This window comes from Streptomyces sp. NPDC050264 (assembly GCF_040655895.1).
Lineage (GTDB): Bacteria > Actinomycetota > Actinomycetes > Streptomycetales > Streptomycetaceae > Streptomyces.
This window is the reverse complement of the sequence record NZ_JBFAKV010000005.1, coordinates 262,820-284,774: the sequence shown is the minus strand read 5'-3', so window position 1 is coordinate 284,774 and position 21,955 is coordinate 262,820. Positions and strand designations below refer to the sequence as shown.

Genomic DNA, 21,955 nt, shown 5'->3' with positions numbered 1-21,955 from the left:
GGTGGTCTCAGACACGGATCCCCCTCGGGATGGTCAGCCGTCCGATGAGGACGTACGCGGCGTCGAAGAGCAGGGCGAGAACGATGATGCCGAGGGTGCCCGCGAGCACCTGGTTGAGCGCGTTGGCGCTGCCCAGCGAGGCGATGCCGCGGAAGATCTCGTTGCCGAGGCCGGGCCCGGAGGCGTACGCGGCGATGGCGGCGATGCCCATCAGCATCTGGGTGGAGACCCGGATCCCGGTCAGGATCGGCGGCCAGGCCAGCGGCAGTTCCACCTTGAAGAGCCGGGCGGCGCGCGACATCCCGATGCCCTTCGCCGCGTCGATCAGCGTGGGGTCGACGCCCCGCAGACCCACGATGGCGTTGCGCACGATCGGCAGCAGCCCGTACAGCGTCAGGGAGATCACGGTCGGCGCGACGCCGAGCCCCACGACCGGGATCAGCAGACCGATCATGGCGAGCGAGGGGATGGTGAGGATCGTGGAGGTGGCGGTGGTCGCCAGGTTCCCGGCCCAGTCGCTGCGGTACGTGAGGACGGCGATGACGATCCCGATGAGGGTGGCGACGACCATGCACTGGAAGACGGCGCTGGCATGCTGATACGAGTCGGCGAGCAGCTGCTGGTGCCGGTTGCCGAGGTAGTCCCAGAAGTTCATCGCACCTCACTTCCGAACCGGTCCCCGGGTCAGGAATCTCCCGACGCCTGTTCCACCAGCGGGATGATCCGCAGCGGAACGGGATTTTCCATGACGATCGCCGTGGAAGCCCGGACGATGCCATCAAAACCGACAACCAGGTCGATCACACGTTGAAGATCGGCGTTCGAGCGGGCCACGAGCCGGCACAGCATGTCGCCGCCGCCGGTCGTCGTGTGCAGTTCCAGGACCTCGGGGACGCGCCCCAAATGGGCCCTGACGTCGGCTCCTTGGCCCTGCCGGATCTGCAGCGTCGCGAACGCCGTGACCGGGTAGCCGAGCGCCGCCGGGTCCACCTGGGGGCCGAATCCGCGGATGACTCCGTTCGAGGTAAGCCGGTCGAGCCGGGCCTGCACGGTGCCGCGCGCGACCCCGAGCCGCCGCGACATCTCCAGGACCCCGATCCGCGGCTCGCGCGCGAGCAGCACGATCAGCCGCCCGTCCAGTTGATCGATCGACATGAGCACCTCCAGAAACAGTCGTCCCGGCCGCCCGGGCACCTGGCAACCCTGGTCACCCTGTACAAGAAGACCGTAGAAGCGGGCGTTCCACTGGTCGGATTGTCCAGCGAATACGCGAACTATTGCGCACCTTGTGGAACAGGGGGAGCCTCCAGACATGACGCAGACCACAGGTTCGTCCGCCGCAGCAGCCCCCGACACCGCCCGGCAGGCCGACCCCTTCCCGGTGAAGGGGATGGACGCGGTCGTCTTCGCCGTGGGCAACGCCAAACAGGCCGCGCACTACTACTCCACCGCCTTCGGCATGAAGCTCGTCGCCTACTCAGGACCGGAGAACGGCAGCCGTGAGACCGCCTCGTACGTCCTGACCAACGGCTCCGCCCGCTTCGTGCTCACCTCCGTCATCAAGGCGTCCACCGAGCGGGGCCACTTCCTGGCCGACCACGTCGCCGAACACGGTGACGGCGTCGTCGACCTCGCCATCGAGGTGCCGGACGCGCGCGCCGCGTACGCGTACGCCGTCGAGCACGGCGCCCGCGGCGTCCAGGAGCCGTACGAGGTGAAGGACGAGCACGGCACCGTCGTCCTCGCGGCCATCGCGACCTACGGCAAGACCCGTCACACCCTTGTCGAGCGTTCCGGCTACGACGGGCCGTACCTGCCCGGCTTCGCCGCCGCGCAGCCGATCGTCGAGCCGCCCGCCAAGCGCACCTTCCAGGCCATCGACCACTGCGTCGGCAACGTCGAACTCGGCCGCATGAACGAATGGGTCGCGTTCTACAACAAGGTCATGGGCTTCACGAACATGAAGGAGTTCGTGGGCGACGACATCGCGACCGAGTACAGCGCCCTGATGTCGAAGGTCGTCGCGGACGGCACGCTGAAGGTCAAGTTCCCGATCAACGAGCCCGCCGTCGCCAAGAAGAAGTCCCAGATCGACGAGTACCTGGAGTTCTACGGCGGCGCCGGCGTCCAGCACCTCGCGCTCGCCACGAACGACATCGTCGCGTCCGTACGGGCCATGCGCGCGGCCGGCGTGCAGTTCCTGGACACCCCGGACTCCTACTACGACACGCTCGGCGAATGGGCGGGCGAGACCCGCGTCCCCGTCGAGACGCTGCGCGAGCTGAAGATCCTCGTCGACCGCGACGAGGACGGCTACCTGCTGCAGATCTTCACCAAGCCGGTCCAGGACCGTCCGACCGTCTTCTTCGAGATGATCGAACGGCATGGCTCCATGGGCTTCGGCAAGGGCAACTTCAAGGCCCTGTTCGAGGCGATCGAGCGGGAGCAGGAGAAGCGCGGAAATCTCTGACCCGGGCTTGCGGACAGGTCCTAGTCTGGCTGTATGGCCAGGATGAACGACGTAGGCGGAATGACAGGGTTCGGCGTCATCGACACCGCCGACGACGCCGAACCCTTCCACGCGGACTGGGAAGCCCGCGTCTTCGCGCTCCAGCGCGCACTGCTCGTCAAGAAGGTCTTCAACCTCGACGAGTTCCGGGACGCCATCGAGACGATGCCGCCGGCCGACTACCTCGCGGCCTCGTACTACGAGCGCTGGTTCCACGCGATCCGTACGCTCCTGGAACGCAAAGGCGTGATCGCGGAAGGGGCGCTGAACGATGCCTGAACTCGCCTACGTTCCGGGCGACTTGGTGCGCACCTACCGCCACGACCCGCCGCACCACACCCGCCTGCCGCGCTACGCCCGCGGGAAGCTCGGCGTCGTCGTCGAGCCGGAGGGCCCGGCCCCGCTCGCCGACGCCCGCGCGCAGGGCCGCGCCGACGCCCCCGTCGAGATGATCTACGCGGTGCGGTTCGCCGCGCGGGAGTTGTGGGGCGAGGGCGACCACGAAGTGGTCCTCGACCTGTCGGAGAGCTACCTGCGGAAGGCCGACGACACTGATGTCCGGTGACCACGACGACGCGGTGATCTCCCGCCGAGTACGCCTCCTGGAAACCCTGCTGGAAGAACGCGGCATCGTCGGCGGCGACACCGTCGACGAGGTCATCGACGGATTCCTGGCCGGAGCCTCCCCGGTGAACGGGGCGAAGGTGGTGGCCCGCGCCTGGACCGACCCCGCCTTCAAGGCGCGGCTCCTCGCTGACGGCGCGGCCGCCGTCGGCGAACTCGGCTTCGCCGCCGGCGGAGTCCAGCAGCAGCGCCTGCGCGTCGCCGAGAACACCGAGTCCGTGCACAACGTCATCGTGTGCACCCTGTGCTCCTGCTACCCGCTGCGACTGCTCGGCCCCTCGCCCGGCTGGTACAAGAGCGAGGCGTATCGCTCACGCGTGGTGCGGGATCCGCGCGGGGTGCTGGCCGAGTTCGGTGTGGCCCTCCCGCGCGATGTACGGGTCACTGTGTGGGACTCCAGCGCGGAGACCCGGTACATGGTGCTGCCGCGCCGACCCGAGGGGTCGGGTGCCCTGGGCGAGGAGGAACTGGCCGCGTTGGTCACGCGGAACGGGTTGATCGGGACGGCGCTGATCTGACGGCGTCGCGGTCGCGTCTGCCGGGTCGTCGTGCGGTGGGCGGCCGCGGGCCCGGTAGGGGCTGGTCGCGCGGTTCCCCGCGCCGGCCCTCAGGGGCGCACGCAGGGCGCGACCAGCCACGACGAGAGCCGCACTCGCCAACCGGCGAACCGCTCAACGGCGCTTGGGCGCAACCGGAGTCGCGGCGGCAGCCGCCCGAGGGGGAGCCCACATCTGCTCAGGCCCGCCCTCGGCCGGCTCGCCAAGCGCGGCAACCGCCTCCCGGGCCCGCGGGGCGAGCAGAGGTGAGAACGTCGGGTTGATGCGCAGCGCCTCCCCGATGTGCCGCCTGGCCGCACCGTAAAGACCCAACTCCCGCTCGACCGCACCACGGTGATACATGATCAGGCCGCTGCGGAGCGACCCGCCCTTCTGCCGGTCCGTGGCCCGCCGCAACAATCCGATCGCCCCGCTGTCGTCGCCGGCCTGATGCAGCGCCCAGCCCAACGCGTCCGCGGCCTGGACACCGGGCGCCCGCTTCCACTCCGCGCGCAGCCGCTCCACCGCCGCTTCCGGGTCCCCGTGATCGGCCTCGTACCGGCCGAGCACGAGCGCGTCGTCCACCCCGTGCGCGCCCTGCGCCGCGACACGGGCCCGCAGTACGTCGTACTGGGCCCGGGCGGCGACACCCAGGTTCAAGGACTCGTACAACTCGCCCAGTTCCAGGGCGTATTCGGGTGCGGGCCGTTTGGCGAGCGCCCGCTGGTACGCCTGCAGCGCCTCCGTCGTACGGCCCAGGGAGGCGAACGCCCGGCCCTGGCCGGCGAGTGCCGCGGGGTACTGCGGGTCCGCGGCGCTCGCCGCCTCGAAGTGCCGCAGGGCGTCCGCCGGTTCGCCGCGCTCCCAGGCCAGTTCACCGCCGCGCTGCAGCAGCGCGGCCCGCTCGGTGGGCGTCCCGGCGCGGGCCGCCGCGTCGGTGAGCAGCGCCGCGGCGTCCTCCCGCCAGCCCCGGTCCCGGTACACGGTCGCGGTGCTGAGCGTCACGCTCGTTCCCGTCGCGAGCCCGGACAGCTTGTCCAGGGCCTTACCGGCCGCCTTGTAGTCGCCGAGCCCCTGATAGGCGTCGATCAGCGCGGAGTACGCGGGCCAGCGGTTCGGCGCGAGTCTCGTCGCGGCCTCGCCCCACTTCTTGGCGCCGGGCCAGTCGCCGCGCGCGGCGGCCAGTGCGGCGAGCCCGTCGAGCGCCTCCACGTTCCGCTGGGGCCGCACCGTCAGCGAACTGCGCAGCGCCTGCTCGGCCCTGGGGTAGAACGCCGAGTCGGCCGTGCGCGTACCGCGCTCCACGTAGGCGGTCCCGAGCGCCGCCCACGTCCGGTCGTCCCGGGGGTTCCTGCGCACCTCGGCCTCACGCTCGCCGATCAGCGCGGTCAGGTCGGGCAGGGACGCGGGCGCCCCGGCCGAGGCCGCGATCACCGCACGCCCGGCGGGCCCCGGCAGCGCGGACGACCTCGGGGCGTCGTCCTCCGGCAGCAGGACGAGCACACCGCCGAGCACCACGCACCCGGCGACGGACGCGACGACGGCGCGCTTCAGCGCGGGGGAGAGGCGGCGCGGCGTTTCCGGGGATTCCATGGAGTTCTCCATGACGCACACTGTGCGTCAATACGAAGAGCACACCCGGCCGCCATTCCGCCACGGGATGCACCCCGCATACGGGTTCACACCGATGGCCCCGAGTGCCAGGCTGTGATCATGAGCCGCACCCTCATCGAACTGCTGGGTGACGGGCTGCCCGCCGAGGCGCTCGTCACGGACCCCGACGTCACCGCCTCGTACGCCCACGACATGGCGAGCTTCTGCGACGCGGGCACCCCCGCCGTCGTCGTGCTGCCGCGCACCGTCGAACAGGTACAGCACGTGATGCGCACCGCCACGGCGCTGCGCGTCCCCGTCGTCCCACAAGGCGCCCGCACCGGACTGTCGGGCGCCGCCAACGCCTCCGACGGCTGCGTCGTGCTCTCGCTCGTCAAGATGGACCGCATCCTGGAGATCAACCCGGTCGACCGGATCGCCGTCGTCGAGCCGGGTGTCATCAACGCCACGCTCTCCCGCGCGGTGAACGAGCTGGGCCTGTACTACCCGCCCGACCCGTCGAGTTGGGAGATGTGCACCATCGGCGGCAACATCGGCACGGCCTCCGGCGGCCTGTGCTGCGTCAAGTACGGGGTGACGGCGGAGTACGTGCTCGGGCTCGACGTCGTCCTCGCCGACGGCCGCCTGCTGTCCACCGGGCGGCGCACCGCGAAGGGCGTCGCCGGCTATGACCTCACGCGCCTCTTCGTCGGATCGGAGGGCAGCCTCGGCGTCGTGGTCGGGGCGACGCTCGCGCTGAAGCCGCAGCCGCCCCAACAGATCGTCCTGGCAGCCGAGTTCGCGTCCGCCGCCGCGGCATGCGACGCCGTCTGCAAGATCATGGAAGGCGGTCACACCCCTTCGCTCCTGGAGCTGATGGACCGGACGACCGTCAAGGCCGTCAACGACATGGCGCACATGGGTCTCCCCGAGACCACCGAGGCCCTGCTCCTCGCCGCCTTCGACACCCCCGACCCGGCGAAGGACCTCGCGGCGGTCGGCGCCCTGTGCGAGGCCGCCGGCGCCACCCAGGTCGTGCCAGCCGAGGACGCCGCCGAGTCCGAACTGCTGCTCCAGGCACGGCGGTTGTCCCTCACCGCCCTCGAAGCGGTCAAGGGCACGACGATGATCGACGACGTGTGCGTGCCGCGCTCGGCGCTCGGCGCGATGCTCGAAGGCGTCGAGCGCATCGCCGACAAGTACTCCCTCACCATCGGCGTCTGCTGCCACGCGGGCGACGGCAACACCCACCCCACCGTCTGCTTCGACGCCCAGGACGCCGACGAGGGGCGGCGCGCCCGCGAGTCCTTCGACGAGATCATGGCGCTCGGCCTGGAACTCGGCGGCACCATCACCGGCGAGCACGGCGTCGGCGTCCTGAAGAAGGAGTGGCTCGCACGCGAACTCGGCCCGGTCGGCGTCGACGTACAGCGGGCGGTGAAGGCGACCTTCGACCCGCTGGGCCTTCTCAACCCCGGCAAGCTGTTCTGACCCGGACCCCGCACGGACCGGCCCCTCACCGCTCGTCGGACGACGACTCGTCCGACGGCCACGGGTCGCGCAGGTAGAGGTCGTCGGCCGGAGTGTGGGCCAGCAGCTCGGCGAGGCCGTCGTCGATCCCGAGCTGCTCGGCCTCAGAGCCCGGAGGGACCACCCGCAGCGTGCGCTCGAGCCAGGCCGAGACCGGCGCGGCGGGCGCTTCGAGGAGCGCGTCGCCGTCCGGCGAACTCAGCGCCATCAGCACCACGCTGCGCCCGTCCACCTTCGTCGGCCACACCCGCACGTCCCCGTGCCCGCACGGACGGAACACCCCCTCGACGAGCAGCTCGCGGGCGAACGTCCAGCTGACGGGGTGCTCCGAGCCGATGTGGAACATGACGTGGACGGCGTAGGGGTCGTCGGACCGGTAGGTGAGGCGGGCCGGTACGGGGATGCTCCGCTCGGGCGACAGGACCAGTTTCAGCTCGAGTTCGCGTTCCACCACGGTGTGCATGTCGTGCGTTTCCTTTCCTCTGTACGAGATCTCGTACGAGGTCCCGTGCGGGCCGCCGGAGCGGGCCCGTGCAGGGAGAGAGCGCGATGTCCCGTCGGCGTTACGCGAGTTCGGGAAAGTTTTTTTGTACCGCTTCCGTGACCGGAAAGTGGGGCGTACCGGCGGACCGGCGCGGGCGGGTGCGGCGGTCTGATAGATGTGGAGGCCACAACAAGCCCCCCGAGCAGATACGGGACGACGGACATGAGCGCCCCAACCCCGGCCCCCGGTGACGACAGGCCCCGCGAAGGCTACTACCCCGATCCGTCCATTCCCGGATATGTCCGGTACTGGAACGGAGCCGCCTGGGTCCCCGGCACCAGCAGACCCGCCCCGTCCGAGGGCGAGATGCTGCCGACCCCGCAGGGTTCGGCCCCGGCGCCCGCCCCCGTCGAGGAGACCGGCCCGGTCTTCCTCGACGAGGAACCCTCCGTGCGTACGGAGACGGGCCCCGACGAACCGGTGTCGCCCGAGCCCGCCTCCGCATGGGCGGCCGACACCTCCCACCAGAGCGGTTTCGGCGGCGAGCAGGACCGCCGGGTCTCCTGGGGCGGCGAAGCCTCCGGCGCGGAAGCCTCCGGCGGCGAAGCGGAAGAGCACGCCGAACGCGCCGAGAAGCCGGCCGCCCCGGCCCCCGCCACTTCCGAGGCCCCCGAGCGCGCCGACGGCACCGTCGCGATCCGCGCCGTGCGGCCCGGCGCCGCCAAGTCCCCGCGCGCCGACGGCACGATGACGATCCGGGCGGTACCGCAGCAGGGCTCCCCGCAACAGAGCTCTCCCCAGCAAGCCACGCCCTCGCCAGCACAGCCCCGGGCCCAGGCCCAGCCGCAGGCGCCGGCCCAGTCCCGCGCCGGCCTCAACCCGCAGCCCGCGCCCAGCGCCCCCGCCGCGGACCCCCGCCTCGGCGCTGCCCAGCCCCAGGCGAGCGCCCCGGCACCGGCGCCCGCTCCCGCTCCGTCGCCCGGGTACGGCTACCCGGGGCCCGCCCAGCCGACGCCCGGCCCGACGCCCGCACCCGGGTACGGCTACCCCGGCCCCGCCCAGGCGGCGGCGCCCGGCCCCACGCCCCCGCCCGCGTACGGCTACCCCGGCCCCGCCCAGGCGGCGGCGCCCGCCGCGCCGACGCCGGTCACCCAGGGCCCCGGTGGCGGTTCGCCCTCCTGGGCGCAGCAGGTGCACCAGCTGGCGGAGCCGGAGGGCCCGGTCACCCCGTTCAAGCCGGTGGCGAACGACCCGTTCCTCGCCGCCGCGCAGGCCCAGGCGTCCGCGCGCCCCGCGGGCCTCGGCAAGCGGTTCGTGGCGCGGCTCATCGACTCGATCGTCCTGGGCGCCGTCACCGCGGCCGTCGCCGTGCCGCTCGGCACCCGCGCGCTCGACCACATCGACGGCAAGATCGACGCGGCGAAGGCCTCGGGCCGGCAGGTCACGGTCTGGCTGCTCGACGGCACGACCGCGACGTACCTCGGCATCGTCCTCGCCGCGCTGCTCGTCTTCGGTGTCCTGTACGAGGCCCTGCCGACCGCCAAGTGGGGCTACACGCTGGGCAAGAAGCTCATGGGCCTGCGCGTGCGGGACATCGAGGGGCACGACTCCCCGGCGTTCGGCGCGGCCCTGCGCCGCTGGCTCGCATACAGCGTGCTCGGCGTGCTCGCCATCGGGATCCTCGGCGTCCTGTGGGGTGCGATCGACCGGCCGTGGCGGCAGTGCCTGCACGACAAGGTGGCGCGCACGTTCGTCTCGGGCTAAGGCCTGTCTTCAAACTCCCCTCGTCGCCCGGACGCCGCCGGGCAGAACGGAGTCCGAAGACGCTCCCCAGGGCCGGACGGTGGCCGGATAGCGCCGCCCGGGTCATCCGGACGGCGGCCCGCCGGGTGCGTATCGCCGGGGTTCGCGGTCCACTCGGGCCATGAGTACCGAACCGCCGCCGGGCGGATCCGGCGAGCCGCCGGACGACGACCCGTTCCGTAAGCCGCCACCGGCCTCCCCGGGCGGCGGCTCCCCCTACGACGGTCCGCAGCACCCGCAGGGCTCCGCGGGCCAGAACCCGTACGACTCCGCACAGAATCCCTACGGCTCGACGCCTCCGCCGGGCGACGGGACCCCGCCTCCGTACGGTGGCGGCACACCTCCTCCGTACGGCGGTGACCCGTACGGACCCGGCGGCTACGGCGGCACCGACCCGCTTCACGGGATGCCGCCGCTGGCCGACAGCGGCAAGCGCGTCCTGGCACGCATCATCGACCTGATCCTGGTCGGGATCGTGGTGGGCCTGCTGTCCTGGGCGTTCGGGACCTCCGAGTACGAGACCGACCCGGACAAGATCGAGTACGGCCGGCAGTTCGGGCAGTCGCTGCTCGCGGCCGTCCTCTACATCGGCTACGACACCTTCATGACGGCGAAGACCGGCCAGACTCTCGGCAAGAAGCTGATGAAGCTGCGCGTGGCCCGTCTCGACAACGGTGCGACGCCCAGTGTGCAGACCAACCTGGTCCGCGCGGTCGTCCTGTGGCTCCCCGCCGTGTTCTGCTGCGCCTGCATCTGGACGGCGATCTGCGGCGGCTGGAGCTTCTTCGACAAGCCCTACAAGCAGGGCCTGCACGACAAGGCCGCGAAGACCGTGGTGGTCAGCAGCGCCTGACAGCGACAGCGGTCGTGCATGACCGATCCGGCGGGTCCGTGCCTCACGGGCCCGCCGGCTCGCGTTCCCGCACGGACCGGGACGCGGCCGCGCGCGCCCGGGCCGGGACGCGCTGCGCGGGCACCCGCTCCTCCTCGGCCCCGTCCCCGGCGGGCGCCTGCCTGCGCACGGGTACGGACAGCGCCACGAGGAGCCCGAGGGCGAGCGCCGACACGGCGATCACCGCCACTCCGGGGCCCGAACTCGTCTGGGACAGCAGCAGCATGGCGAGGGTGGAGCAGACGACGGTGGCCGAACCATAGAGGAACTGTGCGACAGTCGGGCGAGGCATGTCGGTATCCGTCCTCGTGACATCGGGGGAGCGCGAGAAGGGCGATCGGGGTGGGTCACACACCTGGGCCCGACTCTAATCCGACCTGTGCCCGAGCGGAACGTCCGGTAAGCGTCACCTTACCCACGGTGCAGGTGCATGGGGGGCGCACGGAGTCATCCGGTCCAGGAAGTGGACGTTCCGACGCGCCCGTTGTGCATTTACCTCCTTGTCCGGATACCGGATCCGCCCCCCTGCATAGTGCAACGGAAACGTCACAGTCAAGGGCTGTTATTTCTCCTCTACCTCCGGTCAAATGGCGTCACTTGTGACACGTGGCGATTGCGTCACGGAAGAGGGGACCACTCAAGTGACCACCAAGAGACGGGCGTTGAGATCCGCCGCCGTGCTCGTGACCCTGGCCGCCACCGCGGCCACCGGTTCCATAGCGGCGACGACCGCCCAGGCCGACACACCGGCCGCGACGAGCACGACCTCCGGCAAGACGTACGGGGGCAAGGGCCATGTCATGGACGGCCCGTTCAGCAAGCAGCAGGAGCAGCAGCGCCAGACGGCCCTGCAGAACGTCCTGCAGGGCAAGTCGAAGGTCCAGGAGAAGAACGGCTCGAAGGTCGTCGACCTCGGCAAGGGCAAGTACGTCGAGCTGGGCCGCGAGCGCACGGACAAGATCTTCACGATCCTGACCGAGTTCGGCGACAAGGTCGACAACACCACTCTGGTGGACCGCGCGGACGACGACACCCCGGACCTGAAGCCCAAGTACGGCGGCACGCCCGGCCCGTTGCACAACGCGATAGCCGAGCCGGACCGCACCGAGAACAACAGCACGGCCTGGCAGAAGGACTACAACTCCCAGCATTTCCAGGACCTCTACTTCGGGTCCGGCAAGGGAGTCGACTCCCTCAAGACGTACTACGAGAAGACGTCCTCGGGCCGCTACTCGGTCGACGGCGAGGTCTCGGACTGGGTCAAGGTCCCCTGGAACGAGGCACGTTACGGCTCCAACTACTGCGGCGCCGACAACTGCCCGAACGTCGAGGACCTGGTCCGCGACGGCGTCACCGCCTGGGTCGAGCAGCAGAAGGCGGCCGGCAAGTCCGACGCCGACATCAAGGCCGACCTCGCGCAGTACGACCAGTGGGACCGCACCGACCACGACAACGACGGCAACTTCAACGAGCCGGACGGCTACATCGACCACTTCCAGATCGTCCACGCGGGCGAGGACGGGTCGGCCGGCGGCGGCGCGCAGGGCGGCGACTCCCTGTGGGCGCACCGCGGTTACGCCTACAGCCGTGACGACGGCGACACCGGCCCGACCGGCTTCAAGGCGGGCGGCACCCCGGTCGGCGACACCGGCATCTGGGTCGGCGACTACACGATGCAGCCGGAGAACGGCGGCCTCGGCGTCTTCGCCCACGAGTACGCCCACGACCTGGGCCTGCCCGACCTGTACGACACCTCGTACGCGGGCGAGAACTCGGTCGGTTTCTGGTCGCTGATGTCGGCGGGCTCCTGGCTCGGCACCGGCAAGGACTCCATCGGTGACATGCCGGGCGACATGACCGCCTGGGACAAGCTGCAGCTGGGCTGGCTCAACTACGACAAGGCGAAGGCGGCGACCAAGTCGACGCACAAGCTGGGTGTTTCGGAGTACAACACCAAGCTGAAGCAGGCGCTGGTCGTCGAGTTGCCGAAGAAGAACGTCACCACGGACATCGTGAAGCCCGCCGAGGGCTCCAAGCAGTGGTGGTCGGACTACGGCGACGACCTCGACAACACCCTGTCGCGCACGGTCGATCTGAGCGGCAGGTCGAAGGCGTCGCTCGAGCTCGACGGCTGGTGGAACATCGAGAAGGACTACGACTACCTGTACACGCAGGTCTCCACCGACGGCGGCGCGAGCTTCAAGACGATCGACGGCACGGCCGACGGCGTCACCATCCCGCGCGACGGCGGCGACAAGCCGGCTCTGACCGGCGACTCGGCGAAGTTCCAGCACCTGGTCTTCCCGCTCGACGAGTACGCGGGCCAGAAGATCGACATCCGCTTCCGCTACAAGACCGACGGCGGCGCGGGCGGCATGGGCTTCACCGCCGACAACCTCTCGGTGCAGGCGGACGGTTCGGCCCTGTTCACGGACAACGCCGAGGGTGACGACAACGGCTGGACCGCGCGCGGCTTCTCCCGCGTCGGCGCCTCGATCAGCGGCGACTTCCCGCAGTTCTACATCGCCGAGAACCGTCAGTACGTGTCGTACGACAAGACCCTGAAGGTCGGTCCGTACAACTTCGGATGGCGCGACGGCGGCGCGAAGAACGACTGGGTCGAGCACTACCAGTACCGGCCCGGACTGATGGTCTGGCAGTGGGACACCTCGCAGCGCAACAACAACGTCGGCCAGCACCCCGGCAAGGGTCTGATCCTGCCGGTCGACGCGCACGCGAAGCCGCTGAAGTGGTCGGACGGCAAGCTGATCACGAACAAGATCACGCCGTACGACGCCGCCTTCGGCTGGTACCCGGTGCCCGGCATGAAGCTCCACAAGCTGGGCGTCGAGACGAAGATCCCGGCGCAGCTCGGCAACCCGGTCTTCGACGACCACAAGGGCACGTACTGGTACGCGGAGAACCCGACCGGGAGTGTGCAGACAACTGACACCAACACCCGGATCTCGGTCGTGGGTCAGCCGCTCGACGGCTCCTCGATCACGGTCAAGGTCGGCCCCTCGGCGAAGTAGCCGGTAAAATAGCAGGTCAGAAACGTATCGGCCGTGACCCCCTAGCGGGTCGCGGCCGATCGTGTTTGAGTGCGTCCTGTGAGTTTCTTATTGACACAACGTCTCACGGGGGTGTGAAAGCCATGTCCGCAGGAGGGTTCTGCAAGCTGCCCGGCGGCAGTGTGGTGGTCGCTCTGACCCTGCCCGCGCCGGGCTCCGGCGAGCGCGCGGTCCGCATCCTCGTACACGCCGCGAACCGGGCCCGAGCCCTGACCCGCCTGCGCAACCTGGGCCTGCGAGCGGTCTACCTCCGGGGGAACGCGCAGCCGCCGACCCCGGACGAGATCACCGCGGTCCTGCACCACCCCGACGGCCTGCTCTGGCGCGAGGCCCCGGACCCGGCGGCAGGCGAGCTGTGGCACCCGATACGGGCGCTCCTCAGACCCGGAAAATTCAGCCCCTCCGGCGCTTGAGGAGCGGGGTCCGGGGCAGAGCCCCGTGACCTCAGGCCACGACGGGCTTCCCGGTCAATTCGACCCCAGCCGCACGCAGCTCTTCCAGCGCCGCCTCAGTCGTAGCGGCAGCGACACCCGCGGTGAGGTCCAGCAGAACCTGGGTCCGAAACCCGGCCCCGACAGAGTCGAGCGCGGTGGCCCGAACGCAGTGATCCGTGGCGATCCCGACCACGTCCACCTCGGAGATGCTCCGGTCCCGCAGCCACTCGGCCAACGAGACCCCGTTCTCGTCGGCCCCCTCGAACCCGCTGTACGCGGCCGAGTAGGCCCCCTTGTCGAACACGGCGTCGATCGCGCCGGAGGCGACCGCGGGGGCGAAGTTCGGGTGGAACCCCACCCCCTCCGTCCCGGCGACACAGTGCACGGGCCAGCTGTTCACGTAGTCGGGGGTTTTCGGCGGCACGGCGAAGTGGTTCCCGGGCGCGATGTGGTGGTCGCGGGTGGCGACGACATGCTGGTACCCGCTGCCGGCCGACTGTCCGATCAGGTCGGTGACCGCGGCGGCGACATCGGCCCCTCCCGCCACCGCGAGGCTGCCGCCCTCACAGAAATCGTTCTGCACGTCTACGACGATCAGGGCGCGGCGCATGGGCGGTGTCCTTACTCAGGTCTGCCCGGGTGGGCGTGGAGGCTTATGAGCGTAGAAGCTTCAAGTGCTTCGCGGGAGAGGGCATAAGGGGCGCCCGGAGACCTGCCGGGGTCACACGTACTCGGTAGGGATGACGGCCTCGCCCCGGGAGAGCTGGATCGCCGACAGCGGCAGCCCTTCACGCGCGGCGATGTGCCGCTCGCGCACCGCGTCCAGCGGCTCACGGGAGACCACCTCACCGCCCTTGACCAGCTCGACGAGGAGCTGCCGGTCGGCGAGCCCGTCCGGCACGGCGCCGGTGCCCACGACCTCGGCCTCCGCGGTGCCGTCCGCGTCGAGCCGGCGCGCGGCCCACTTGCGGCCGCCGATGGACGTCTTCCCGCCTGCCGACTTCTTCGCGACCGGCACGAGGGGCGCGCGCGGGTCGGCGGACTCGGCGCGCGCGACCAGCTTGTAGACCATCGAGCAGGTCGGGTGCCCGGAGCCGGTCACCAGCTGCGTACCGACGCCGTACGCGTCCACGGGCGCGGCCGCCAGGGAGGCGATGGCGTACTCGTCGAGGTCGGAGGTGACCACGATCTTGGTGTCCTTCGCGCCGAGCTCGTCGAGCTGCTGGCGGACCCGGTGCGCGACGAGCAGCAGGTCGCCGGAGTCGATGCGGACGGCGCCGAGCTTCGGCCCGGCCACCTCCACCGCGGTCCTGACCGCTTCCTTCACGTCGTACGTGTCCACGAGCAGTGTCGTCCCCTCGCCGAGGGAGTCGACCTGCGCGCGGAAGGCGTCCCGCTCGGTGTCGTGCAGCAGCGTGAAGGCGTGGGCGCTCGTGCCGACGGTCGGGATGCCGTACCGGAACCCGGCCGCCAGGTCCGACGTCGTCGCGAACCCGCCCAGGTACGCGGCGCGCGAGGCGGCGACGGCGGCCAGCTCGTGGGTGCGCCGCGCGCCCATCTCGATCAGCGGCCGGTCCCCGGCGGCCGAGGCCATCCGGGAGGCGGCCGCGGCGATCGCCGAGTCGTGGTTGAGGATGGAGAGGATCACCGTCTCCAGGAGCACGCACTCGGCGAACGAGCCCTCGACGCGCAGGATCGGGGAGCCGGGGAAGTAGACCTCGCCCTCGGGGTAGCCCCAGATGTCGCCGGAGAACCGGTACTCCGCGAGCCACCGCAGCGTCGGCTCGTCGACGACGTTCCGCTCGCGCAGGAAGCCGAGCACGCCCGCGTCGAAGCGGAAGTTCTCCACGGCGTCCAGGACGCGCCCGGTGCCCGCGACGACGCCGTAGCGACGGCCCTCGGGCAGGCGCCGGGTGAAGACCTCGAAGACGGAGCGGCGGTCGGCCGCGCCCCCGTGGAGGGCGGCCTGCAGCATCGTCAGCTCGTAGTGATCGGTGAAGAGCGCTGTCGACGGAACGTCCACCGGCAGGCCAAGGTCCGCTGTGTTCATAGGCTGGATGCTACCCCCAATTAGCGTCAAGGTGACGATTTCTGGGGTCCGTTTGTGCGAACGGCCCGAGCGGCCCGTTTGTGCGGTTGACGCCTCGTGGTGGCAGCATGGGCCGTGTGACGGCTCCAGCACCCCTTGAGATCGAAAGCCCCGAGACGACGGAGGATCTCTCCGTGGTCCCCGAGCCGGACGTCCCCTGGATCACGCTCGTCCACAACGACCCGGTCAACCTGATGAGCTACGTGACCTACGTCTTCCAGAGCTACTTCGGGTACTCCAAGGACAAGGCCACGAAACTGATGATGGACGTCCATCACAAGGGGCGCGCGGTGGTCTCCTCCGGCAGCCGCGAGGAGATGGAGCGGGACGTCCAGGCCATGCACGGGTACGGCCTGTGGGCCACGCTGCAACACGACCGGAAGTAAATGAGGGGTACAGCGCTCTGATGCCCGGGCACTTCGAACCGATCCCCGGCGGCGGCGCGGCCGTCGCCCTCGACGATGTCGAGATCTCCATCATCCGCTCGCTCGCCGTCCAGCTCCTGGAGCTGATCGGACCCGGACCCGGCGGCGAGGCGTTCGACGACCCGCTCGCCGAACTCTTCGCCGAGGGCCCCAGCGAGCCGCCCACCGACGCGGTGCTGCGCCGCCTGTTCCCCGACGCGTACGGCGGCCCCGGCGGCCCGGCCGGCCAGGACGAGGCCGAACTGCGCGCCCACTCCTCGGAGTTCCGCCGCTTCACCGAGAACGACCTGCGGGCCGGCAAGCGCGAGGACGCCCTCGCGGTGGTCCGCACGCTGGACGCGCTGAGCCCGGGCGGCAGCGGTGGCGGCGCGGTCCTGAAGCTCTCCCCGGGCGAGTCGGTCCAGTGGATGCGGGCCCTCAACGACCTGCGCCTGGCCATCGGCACCCGCCTCGACATCACCGACGAGGAGGACACGGACATCCTCTACCGGCTCCCCGACGAGGATCCGCGCAAGCCGATGGTGATGGCGTACCTGTGGCTGGGCGGGCTGCAGGAAACCTTGGTCGAAACTCTCATGCCCTGACATATCCGCTACTTCCGCCACTTCCGCCATGTCCGCGTGGCCGTGGTGAGCGTTCGCTCAGCGGGTACTCAAATCCGCATAACGATCGCGTCAACGAGCCGACCCTCATTGCGGTCGCGAACGCCTTTTGCCCCCTTTTTCCCGTTGGCTGCGTCACACTCACCCTGTCCGAGCACCGTGAACGCCGTGATAAATCTTCTCGACCACCTGGCGGACGCCACCCCTGTCCGCCGGAGGCGCCCTTACCGGCCGACCGCCGGTAGGCAACAGCTCCATCCATCCCGAGGCCCAGCCCTCAAGGATCGTCACAGTCGATCCGAGCCACGAATGGCACGGATCGGCATGGAGAAAGGCGCATCAACGTGACCTCAGTGCAGGTCGACAAGGGCCATGAGGCCGTGAGCGACGCCCCCGGTGAGGGCGGCGAGGGCTACAAGCGGGGTCTCGGCTCCCGGCAGATCCAGATGATCGCCATCGGCGGCGCCATCGGAACCGGCCTCTTCCTCGGAGCGGGCAAGGGCATCTCCAAGGCGGGACCCAGCCTCATCCTGGCGTACGCCATCGCGGGCGTCGTCATCTTCTGCATCATGCGGGCGCTCGGCGAGCTCCTCATGTACCGCCCCGTCTCCGGCTCCTTCTCGGAGTACGCGCGCGAGTTCATCGGCCCCTTCGCCGGTTTCGTGACCGGCTGGACGTACTGGCTCTTCTGGGTCATCACCGGCATGACCGAGGTCACCGCCGCCGCCACCTACATGACGTACTGGTGGAACATCCCGCAATGGGTGTCCGCCCTCGTCTTCACCGTCATCCTGTACGGCGCCAACCTGATCTCCGTGAAGCTCTTCGGTGAGCTGGAGTTCTGGTTCTCCATGGTCAAGGTCACCGCCATCGTCGGCATGATCCTGATCTGCGCCGGCATCCTCACCCTCGGCTTCTCCGACGCCGGCGACACCGCCTCCGTGACCCACCTGTGGGACCAGGGCGGCTTCTTCCCGCACGGCATCGGCAACACCCTCATGACCCTGCAGATGGTCATGTTCGCCTTCCTCGCCGTCGAGCTGGTCGGCGTCACGGCCGGCGAGTCCAAGGACCCGAAGAAGGTCCTGCCGAAGGCCATCAACACCGTGCCGTGGCGCATCGCCGTCTTCTACGTAGGCGCCCTGATCATGATCCTCTCGGTCGTGCCGTGGACGAACTTCGAGGCGGGCAAGAGCCCCTTCGTCGAGGCCTTCTCGAAGATGGGCCTGTCCGCGGGCGCGGGCATCGTCAACTTCGTCGTGCTCACCGCCGCCCTGTCGTCCTGCAACTCGGGCATGTACTCCACCGGTCGCATGCTGCGCGACCTCGCGCTCAACGGCCAGGGCCCGGGCTTCTTCACCAGGCTGACGAAGAACGGCCTCCCGCTGATCGGCACCTCCGTCTCCGCCGCGATGATGCTGGTCGGCGTCTGGATCAACTACCAGTGGCCCGGCGAGGCGTTCAACTACGTCGTCTCCTTCGCCACCATCTCCGGCATGTGGGCCTGGATCGTCATCCTGATCTGCCAGGTCCGCTACCGCCTCAAGTCCGACCGCGGCGAACTCCCCAAGTCCGAGTTCCGCGCCCCGGGCGGCATCTGGGCGAGCATCCTCTCGCTGGCCTTCATCGCGATGGTCATCGTGATGATGGGCATCGACAAGGACGCCCGCGTCTCCCTGTACGCGGCCCCGGTGTGGGGCCTCGTCCTCGGCGTCTCGTACTTCTTCCTGCGCAAGCGCAACCCGCAGAGCACCGCGTTCGCCAAGCGTTCGTAGCCCTCGCACCCGCGCACATCTCACCAGGTGGGCCGTCGCGTACCGGACTCCGGTACGCGACGGCCCACTTGCTTATCCTGGCCGCATGCTGACGATTTCCCAGGCTCTCCACGACCAGATCGTGGCCCACGCCCGCGCCGACCACCCCGACGAGGCCTGCGGCGTCGTCGCCGGCCCGGCCGGTGAGGGCCGCCCCGAGCGCTTCATCCCGATGCTGAACGCGGCCCGCTCGCCCACGTTCTACGAGTTCGACTCCGGCGACCTGCTCAAGCTCTACCGCGACCTCGACGACCGCGACGAGGAGCCGGTGGTCATCTACCACTCGCACACGGCCACCGAGGCGTACCCGTCGCGCACCGACATCACGTACGCCAACGAGCCGGGCGCCCACTACGTCCTGGTCTCCACCGCCGACACCGACGACGCGGGCCCCTTCCAGTTCCGCTCGTACCGCATCATCGAGGGCCAGGTGACGGAGGAAGAGGTCGAGGTCACGGCGTGAAACCGGGCCCCACCTCAAGGCCGTCTCGATCGCCGGACGGATTCCGACCGCATATTGAGATCACACTCGGGATCCCCGACCGGGAATCGATACGATGAACCCATGGTTCCCCACGACGTGAGCGAAAAGACGCCGGGCATGCTGCTCGTGGCGCGGCTGCACGTCGATCTGTGCCGCCTCGCCAGCGCCATCTGTCCGCGCTGAACCGCACCGCCGTCAGGCCCCGAGCCCGCGGCACCCGCACCATGACCTGCCAAGACCGACCGCGTCGCCGCGCGCTCACCCATACGACTTCCGACTCCTGACAGGAGCACCAGCATGGCCATCGAGGTCCGCATCCCGACCATCCTCCGCACCTACACCGACGGCGCGAAGGCCGTCGAGGGCAACGGGGAGAACCTCACCGAGCTCTTCGCCGACCTGGACACCCGGCACGCGGGCATCGCCGCCCGCATCGTGGACGGTGACAAGCTGCGTCGCTTCGTGAACGTCTACCTGAACGACGAGGACGTCCGCTTCCTCGACGGCATCGAGACCAAGCTCTCCGACGGCGACAACGTCACGATCCTGCCGGCCGTGGCCGGCGGCATGCGCTGAGCCGGACGTAGCGACGTATGCGTTACGACAGTCCGCTGGCCGCGGTCGGCAACACCCCTCTGGTGCGCCTGCCGCGGCTCTCGCCCTCCGACTCGGTACGGATCTGGGCGAAGCTGGAAGACCGCAACCCGACCGGCTCGGTCAAGGACCGCCCCGCGCTCCACATGATCGAACAGGCCGAGAAGGACGGCCGGCTGACGCCCGGCTGCACCATTCTCGAACCCACCTCGGGCAACACCGGCATCTCGCTCGCCATGGCCGCCCGGCTCAAGGGCTACCGCATCGTCTGCGTCATGCCCGAGAACACCTCTCAGGAGCGGCGCGACCTGCTCGCCATGTGGGGCGCGGAGATCATCCCCTCGCCCGCCGCGGGCGGCTCCAACACGGCCGTGCGGATGGCCAAGGAGCTGGCCGGGCAGCACCCGGACTGGGTGATGCTCTACCAGTACGGCAACCCGGACAACGCAGGCGCCCACTACGCCACGACCGGCCCGGAGATCCTGGCGGACCTCCCCTCGGTCACCCACTTCGTGGCGGGCCTCGGCACCACCGGCACGCTGATGGGCGTCGGCCGCTTCCTGCGCGAGCAGAAGCCCGACATCAAGATCGTCGCGGCCGAGCCGCGCTACGACGACCTGGTGTACGGCCTGCGCAACCTCGACGAGGGCTTCGTCCCCGAGCTGTACGACGCCTCCGTCCTCACCACCCGCTTCTCGGTCGGCTCGGCCGACGCGGTGACCCGCACCCGTGAACTCCTCCAGCAGGAGGGCATCTTCGCGGGCGTCTCCACCGGCGCCGCGCTGCACGCCGCGATCGGCGTGGGCAAGAAGGCGGTCAAGGCGGGGGAACCGGCGGACATCGTGTTCGTCGTCGCGGACGGCGGCTGGAAGTACCTGTCGACGGGCGTGTACACGGCCGCGACGACGGAAGAGGCCATCGAGGTCCTGCACGGCCAGTTGTGGGCCTGACGAGCCCCTCCGGCGATTGAGGAGCGGGGTCCGGGGCGGAGCCCCGTGACCTCGACTCCGGCCGGGCTCGGCCTACCCCAGGTGCCGAACCCGATCCCACAGCGCAGAGTCGACGACCCCCGCCCGCCGCCGAAAGTCCCGTACGGGCACCTCGCGGAGCTCATCCGTCTCCAGGAAACTGGCCCGCCCCCGCGCATCGCTCACCGCGCCGGGCGGCAGCGCGATCACCCCGGGCCGCTCGTCGTGGTGCCGGCTGGTGATCTTCGCGACCAGTGCCGTGTCGCCGCGCAGCGTCAGCACCAGACAGGGCCGGTCCTTGCCGCCGGGCCCGTCCTCGTAGGGCACCAGGGCCCACCAGATCTCCGCCGGACGCGGCCCTCCGGGCCTCCCCGCGGAGCCGGTCCGCAGACGCAGGCGGCGCCGGCGCGAACCCCGGCCCCATCCGTCGACGAGCGTCGCCACCAACGCGAGCAGCACGACGGCAACGAGCGCGAGCCACCAGGACGTGTCCATGGCACGACGGTACCGGGCGGGGCGCACGGGGCACCGCACCGGGTGAGCGCCCCCCGAACCGGTGACAACGCAGGTGAGTTCGCCCACAACGGCCCGCGACGGAGGAGCGACCCGCCCTTTTGCGCCTTACGCTCGACGAATCCCTCAGTCCCGTTCCACACCTGCTTCCCGACCGCCAGCGCGGAGGTTCCGGCTCTTATGAAGCTCACCGTCGTCGGCTGCTCCGGGTCGTTCCCGTCCGCGGATTCGGCCTGTTCGAGCTACCTCGTCGAGGCCGACGGCTTCCGGCTGCTTCTCGACATGGGCAATGGCGCCCTGGGCGAGCTGCAGCGCCACTGTGGTCTCTACGACCTCGACGCGATCTTCCTCAGCCATCTGCACGCGGATCACTGCATCGACATGTGCGCGTACTTCGTCGTCCGCTACTACCGCCACGACGGCGGCCGTTGCGACCCCATCCCGGTCTACGGACCCGAGGGCACCGAGCAGCGGCTGACCACCGCGCACGCCGACACCCCCTCGGCCTCCGCCTTCAGCGAGGTCTTCGACTTCCACACCGTCAAGCCGGGCTCGTACGACATCGGGCCCTTCTCCGTACGCATGGAGAAGGTCTGCCACCCGGTCGAGTCGTACGCGATCCGCATCGAGCACGACGGCCGCTCGCTGACGTACTCCGGTGACACCGGGCCGTGCGCCGCGCTCGACGAACTGGCCACGGACAGCGACCTGTTCCTGTGCGAGGCCGCGTTCACGCACGGCAAGGAGAACATCCCGGCGCTGCATCTCAACGGGCGCGAGGCGGGTGACTCGGCCCAGCGCGCCGGCGCCCGCAAGCTGGTCCTCACGCACATTCCGCCGTGGACGGACCCGCAGGTGAACCTGGCGGACGCGCGGGACGTGTTCGACGGTCCGGTGGAGCTGGCGGTGGCCGGCGCGGCGTACGAGTTCTGAAGCCCGGCCGGTACGTCGAAGGCCCCGGAACCGATGCGGTTCCGGGGCCTTCGCGTT

At 70.2% G+C, this 21,955-nt stretch carries 25 protein-coding genes; 17 read left to right on the top strand and 8 right to left on the bottom strand.

Annotated features, from left to right (window positions below; genetic code table 11):
• Positions 1-7 precede the first annotated feature (7 nt).
• Positions 8-655 carry an ABC transporter permease gene (locus AB0J02_RS11090; protein ID WP_363193303.1) on the bottom strand — a complete coding sequence of 216 codons (648 nt, stop codon included), beginning with the start codon at positions 653-655 and terminating at the stop codon, positions 8-10.
• 29 nt (positions 656-684) lie between these two features.
• Positions 685-1,155, bottom strand: a complete 471-nt coding sequence (locus tag AB0J02_RS11085) for an Lrp/AsnC family transcriptional regulator (protein WP_363193439.1) — start codon at positions 1,153-1,155, stop codon at positions 685-687.
• A gap of 157 nt (positions 1,156-1,312) precedes the next feature.
• On the opposite strand from AB0J02_RS11085, the gene hppD reads away from it, so the two are divergent.
• The 4 genes from hppD to nthA are packed head-to-tail and all read left to right on the top strand — an operon-like array spanning position 1,313 to position 3,651.
• On the top strand, positions 1,313-2,470 hold the full coding sequence (gene hppD / locus AB0J02_RS11080) for a 4-hydroxyphenylpyruvate dioxygenase (protein ID WP_363193302.1): 1,158 nt from the start codon (positions 1,313-1,315) through the stop codon (positions 2,468-2,470).
• A gap of 33 nt (positions 2,471-2,503) precedes the next feature.
• The gene (locus AB0J02_RS11075) at positions 2,504-2,788 is read left to right on the top strand and encodes a hypothetical protein (RefSeq protein WP_363193301.1); all 285 of its coding nucleotides are present in this window, start codon (positions 2,504-2,506) and stop codon (positions 2,786-2,788) included.
• Positions 2,781-3,074, top strand: coding sequence for an SH3-like domain-containing protein (locus tag AB0J02_RS11070; RefSeq protein WP_363193300.1), 294 nt, complete (start codon positions 2,781-2,783; stop codon positions 3,072-3,074). The genes AB0J02_RS11075 and AB0J02_RS11070 overlap by 8 nt, the downstream gene beginning before the upstream one ends.
• Entirely contained in the window at positions 3,064-3,651 is a 588-nt protein-coding gene (nthA, locus tag AB0J02_RS11065) for a nitrile hydratase subunit alpha (protein WP_363193299.1), read from the top strand. Before AB0J02_RS11070 ends, nthA begins: the two co-directional genes overlap by 11 nt.
• 153 nt (positions 3,652-3,804) lie before the next feature.
• Here nthA and AB0J02_RS11060 read toward each other — a convergent pair whose 3' ends face one another.
• Positions 3,805-5,262, bottom strand: a complete 1,458-nt coding sequence (locus AB0J02_RS11060) for a tetratricopeptide repeat protein (RefSeq protein ID WP_363193298.1) — start codon at positions 5,260-5,262, stop codon at positions 3,805-3,807.
• A gap of 120 nt (positions 5,263-5,382) precedes the next feature.
• Between AB0J02_RS11060 and AB0J02_RS11055 the strand changes: the two genes are divergently transcribed.
• Positions 5,383-6,753 carry an FAD-linked oxidase C-terminal domain-containing protein gene (locus AB0J02_RS11055; RefSeq protein ID WP_363193297.1) on the top strand — a complete coding sequence of 457 codons (1,371 nt, stop codon included), beginning with the start codon at positions 5,383-5,385 and terminating at the stop codon, positions 6,751-6,753.
• 25 nt (positions 6,754-6,778) lie between these two features.
• Here the strand turns inward: AB0J02_RS11055 and AB0J02_RS11050 are convergent, their stop codons facing one another.
• Entirely contained in the window at positions 6,779-7,255 is a 477-nt protein-coding gene (locus tag AB0J02_RS11050) for an SsgA family sporulation/cell division regulator (RefSeq protein ID WP_363193296.1), read from the bottom strand.
• A gap of 243 nt (positions 7,256-7,498) precedes the next feature.
• Between AB0J02_RS11050 and AB0J02_RS11045 the strand changes: the two genes are divergently transcribed.
• The gene (locus tag AB0J02_RS11045; RefSeq protein WP_363193295.1) at positions 7,499-9,040 is read left to right on the top strand and encodes an RDD family protein; all 1,542 of its coding nucleotides are present in this window, start codon (positions 7,499-7,501) and stop codon (positions 9,038-9,040) included.
• A gap of 160 nt (positions 9,041-9,200) precedes the next feature.
• Positions 9,201-9,932, top strand: a complete 732-nt coding sequence (locus AB0J02_RS11040; protein WP_363193294.1) for an RDD family protein — start codon at positions 9,201-9,203, stop codon at positions 9,930-9,932.
• 43 nt (positions 9,933-9,975) lie between these two features.
• Here the strand turns inward: AB0J02_RS11040 and AB0J02_RS11035 are convergent, their stop codons facing one another.
• The gene (locus AB0J02_RS11035) at positions 9,976-10,263 is read right to left on the bottom strand and encodes a hypothetical protein (RefSeq protein WP_363193293.1); all 288 of its coding nucleotides are present in this window, start codon (positions 10,261-10,263) and stop codon (positions 9,976-9,978) included.
• Positions 10,264-10,612: 349 nt separating this feature from the next.
• Here AB0J02_RS11035 and AB0J02_RS11030 point away from each other — a divergent pair, with 349 nt between their 5' ends.
• Positions 10,613-13,003, top strand: a complete 2,391-nt coding sequence (locus AB0J02_RS11030) for an immune inhibitor A domain-containing protein (protein ID WP_363193292.1) — start codon at positions 10,613-10,615, stop codon at positions 13,001-13,003.
• Positions 13,004-13,125: 122 nt separating this feature from the next.
• Positions 13,126-13,455 carry a hypothetical protein gene (locus tag AB0J02_RS11025; RefSeq protein WP_363193291.1) on the top strand — a complete coding sequence of 110 codons (330 nt, stop codon included), beginning with the start codon at positions 13,126-13,128 and terminating at the stop codon, positions 13,453-13,455.
• A gap of 31 nt (positions 13,456-13,486) precedes the next feature.
• Here the strand turns inward: AB0J02_RS11025 and AB0J02_RS11020 are convergent, their stop codons facing one another.
• The gene (locus AB0J02_RS11020; protein WP_363193290.1) at positions 13,487-14,086 is read right to left on the bottom strand and encodes an isochorismatase family protein; all 600 of its coding nucleotides are present in this window, start codon (positions 14,084-14,086) and stop codon (positions 13,487-13,489) included.
• A 111-nt stretch (positions 14,087-14,197) separates the two neighbouring features.
• On the bottom strand, positions 14,198-15,526 hold the full coding sequence (locus tag AB0J02_RS11015; RefSeq protein WP_363193289.1) for a nicotinate phosphoribosyltransferase: 1,329 nt from the start codon (positions 15,524-15,526) through the stop codon (positions 14,198-14,200).
• A gap of 107 nt (positions 15,527-15,633) precedes the next feature.
• Between AB0J02_RS11015 and clpS the strand changes: the two genes are divergently transcribed.
• The 7 genes from clpS to AB0J02_RS10980 all read left to right on the top strand — a co-directional run bounded on the left by clpS (position 15,634) and on the right by AB0J02_RS10980 (position 20,434).
• Entirely contained in the window at positions 15,634-15,951 is a 318-nt protein-coding gene (clpS, locus tag AB0J02_RS11010; protein WP_363193288.1) for an ATP-dependent Clp protease adapter ClpS, read from the top strand.
• Between the two features lie 20 nt (positions 15,952-15,971).
• Positions 15,972-16,574 (top strand): DUF2017 domain-containing protein, encoded by a 603-nt coding sequence (locus tag AB0J02_RS11005; protein ID WP_363193287.1) that lies wholly within the window; start codon positions 15,972-15,974, stop codon positions 16,572-16,574.
• A gap of 362 nt (positions 16,575-16,936) precedes the next feature.
• Complete coding sequence (locus tag AB0J02_RS11000) at positions 16,937-18,367, top strand: amino acid permease (RefSeq protein ID WP_363193286.1); 1,431 nt, start codon at positions 16,937-16,939, stop codon at positions 18,365-18,367.
• Positions 18,368-18,452: 85 nt separating this feature from the next.
• A complete protein-coding gene (locus AB0J02_RS10995; RefSeq protein WP_363193285.1) occupies positions 18,453-18,869 on the top strand; it encodes a M67 family metallopeptidase in 417 nt (138 codons plus the stop codon).
• 102 nt (positions 18,870-18,971) lie between these two features.
• Complete coding sequence (locus AB0J02_RS10990) at positions 18,972-19,073, top strand: putative leader peptide (protein ID WP_343244815.1); 102 nt, start codon at positions 18,972-18,974, stop codon at positions 19,071-19,073.
• A 114-nt stretch (positions 19,074-19,187) separates the two neighbouring features.
• Positions 19,188-19,466 carry a MoaD/ThiS family protein gene (locus AB0J02_RS10985; RefSeq protein WP_363193284.1) on the top strand — a complete coding sequence of 93 codons (279 nt, stop codon included), beginning with the start codon at positions 19,188-19,190 and terminating at the stop codon, positions 19,464-19,466.
• Positions 19,467-19,483: 17 nt separating this feature from the next.
• Positions 19,484-20,434 (top strand): cysteine synthase, encoded by a 951-nt coding sequence (locus AB0J02_RS10980; protein WP_363193283.1) that lies wholly within the window; start codon positions 19,484-19,486, stop codon positions 20,432-20,434.
• 72 nt (positions 20,435-20,506) lie between these two features.
• Here AB0J02_RS10980 and AB0J02_RS10975 read toward each other — a convergent pair whose 3' ends face one another.
• Positions 20,507-20,947, bottom strand: coding sequence for a type II toxin-antitoxin system PemK/MazF family toxin (locus tag AB0J02_RS10975; protein WP_363193282.1), 441 nt, complete (start codon positions 20,945-20,947; stop codon positions 20,507-20,509).
• A 198-nt stretch (positions 20,948-21,145) separates the two neighbouring features.
• On the opposite strand from AB0J02_RS10975, the gene AB0J02_RS10970 reads away from it, so the two are divergent.
• Positions 21,146-21,898 (top strand): MBL fold metallo-hydrolase, encoded by a 753-nt coding sequence (locus tag AB0J02_RS10970; protein WP_363193281.1) that lies wholly within the window; start codon positions 21,146-21,148, stop codon positions 21,896-21,898.
• Positions 21,899-21,955 lie beyond the last annotated feature (57 nt).

Bases quoted from the DNA above. Each gene is read 5' to 3' on its own strand.
- AB0J02_RS11090 (WP_363193303.1), bottom strand. From the start codon at position 655: ATGAACTTCTGGGACTACCTCGGCAACCGGCACCAGCAGCTGCTCGCC.
- AB0J02_RS11085 (WP_363193439.1), bottom strand. From the start codon at position 1,155: ATGTCGATCGATCAACTGGACGGGCGGCTGATCGTGCTGCTCGCGCGC.
- hppD (WP_363193302.1), top strand. From the start codon at position 1,313: ATGACGCAGACCACAGGTTCGTCCGCCGCAGCAGCCCCCGACACCGCC.
- AB0J02_RS11075 (WP_363193301.1), top strand. From the start codon at position 2,504: ATGGCCAGGATGAACGACGTAGGCGGAATGACAGGGTTCGGCGTCATC.
- AB0J02_RS11070 (WP_363193300.1), top strand. From the start codon at position 2,781: ATGCCTGAACTCGCCTACGTTCCGGGCGACTTGGTGCGCACCTACCGC.
- nthA (WP_363193299.1), top strand. From the start codon at position 3,064: ATGTCCGGTGACCACGACGACGCGGTGATCTCCCGCCGAGTACGCCTC.
- AB0J02_RS11060 (WP_363193298.1), bottom strand. From the start codon at position 5,262: ATGGAATCCCCGGAAACGCCGCGCCGCCTCTCCCCCGCGCTGAAGCGC.
- AB0J02_RS11055 (WP_363193297.1), top strand. From the start codon at position 5,383: ATGAGCCGCACCCTCATCGAACTGCTGGGTGACGGGCTGCCCGCCGAG.
- AB0J02_RS11050 (WP_363193296.1), bottom strand. From the start codon at position 7,255: ATGCACACCGTGGTGGAACGCGAACTCGAGCTGAAACTGGTCCTGTCG.
- AB0J02_RS11045 (WP_363193295.1), top strand. From the start codon at position 7,499: ATGAGCGCCCCAACCCCGGCCCCCGGTGACGACAGGCCCCGCGAAGGC.
- AB0J02_RS11040 (WP_363193294.1), top strand. From the start codon at position 9,201: ATGAGTACCGAACCGCCGCCGGGCGGATCCGGCGAGCCGCCGGACGAC.
- AB0J02_RS11035 (WP_363193293.1), bottom strand. From the start codon at position 10,263: ATGCCTCGCCCGACTGTCGCACAGTTCCTCTATGGTTCGGCCACCGTC.
- AB0J02_RS11025 (WP_363193291.1), top strand. From the start codon at position 13,126: ATGTCCGCAGGAGGGTTCTGCAAGCTGCCCGGCGGCAGTGTGGTGGTC.
- AB0J02_RS11020 (WP_363193290.1), bottom strand. From the start codon at position 14,086: ATGCGCCGCGCCCTGATCGTCGTAGACGTGCAGAACGATTTCTGTGAG.
- AB0J02_RS11015 (WP_363193289.1), bottom strand. From the start codon at position 15,526: ATGAACACAGCGGACCTTGGCCTGCCGGTGGACGTTCCGTCGACAGCG.
- clpS (WP_363193288.1), top strand. From the start codon at position 15,634: ATGGGCCGTGTGACGGCTCCAGCACCCCTTGAGATCGAAAGCCCCGAG.
- AB0J02_RS11005 (WP_363193287.1), top strand. From the start codon at position 15,972: ATGCCCGGGCACTTCGAACCGATCCCCGGCGGCGGCGCGGCCGTCGCC.
- AB0J02_RS10995 (WP_363193285.1), top strand. From the start codon at position 18,453: ATGCTGACGATTTCCCAGGCTCTCCACGACCAGATCGTGGCCCACGCC.
- AB0J02_RS10990 (WP_343244815.1), top strand. From the start codon at position 18,972: ATGGTTCCCCACGACGTGAGCGAAAAGACGCCGGGCATGCTGCTCGTG.
- AB0J02_RS10985 (WP_363193284.1), top strand. From the start codon at position 19,188: ATGGCCATCGAGGTCCGCATCCCGACCATCCTCCGCACCTACACCGAC.
- AB0J02_RS10980 (WP_363193283.1), top strand. From the start codon at position 19,484: ATGCGTTACGACAGTCCGCTGGCCGCGGTCGGCAACACCCCTCTGGTG.
- AB0J02_RS10975 (WP_363193282.1), bottom strand. From the start codon at position 20,947: ATGGACACGTCCTGGTGGCTCGCGCTCGTTGCCGTCGTGCTGCTCGCG.
- AB0J02_RS10970 (WP_363193281.1), top strand. From the start codon at position 21,146: ATGAAGCTCACCGTCGTCGGCTGCTCCGGGTCGTTCCCGTCCGCGGAT.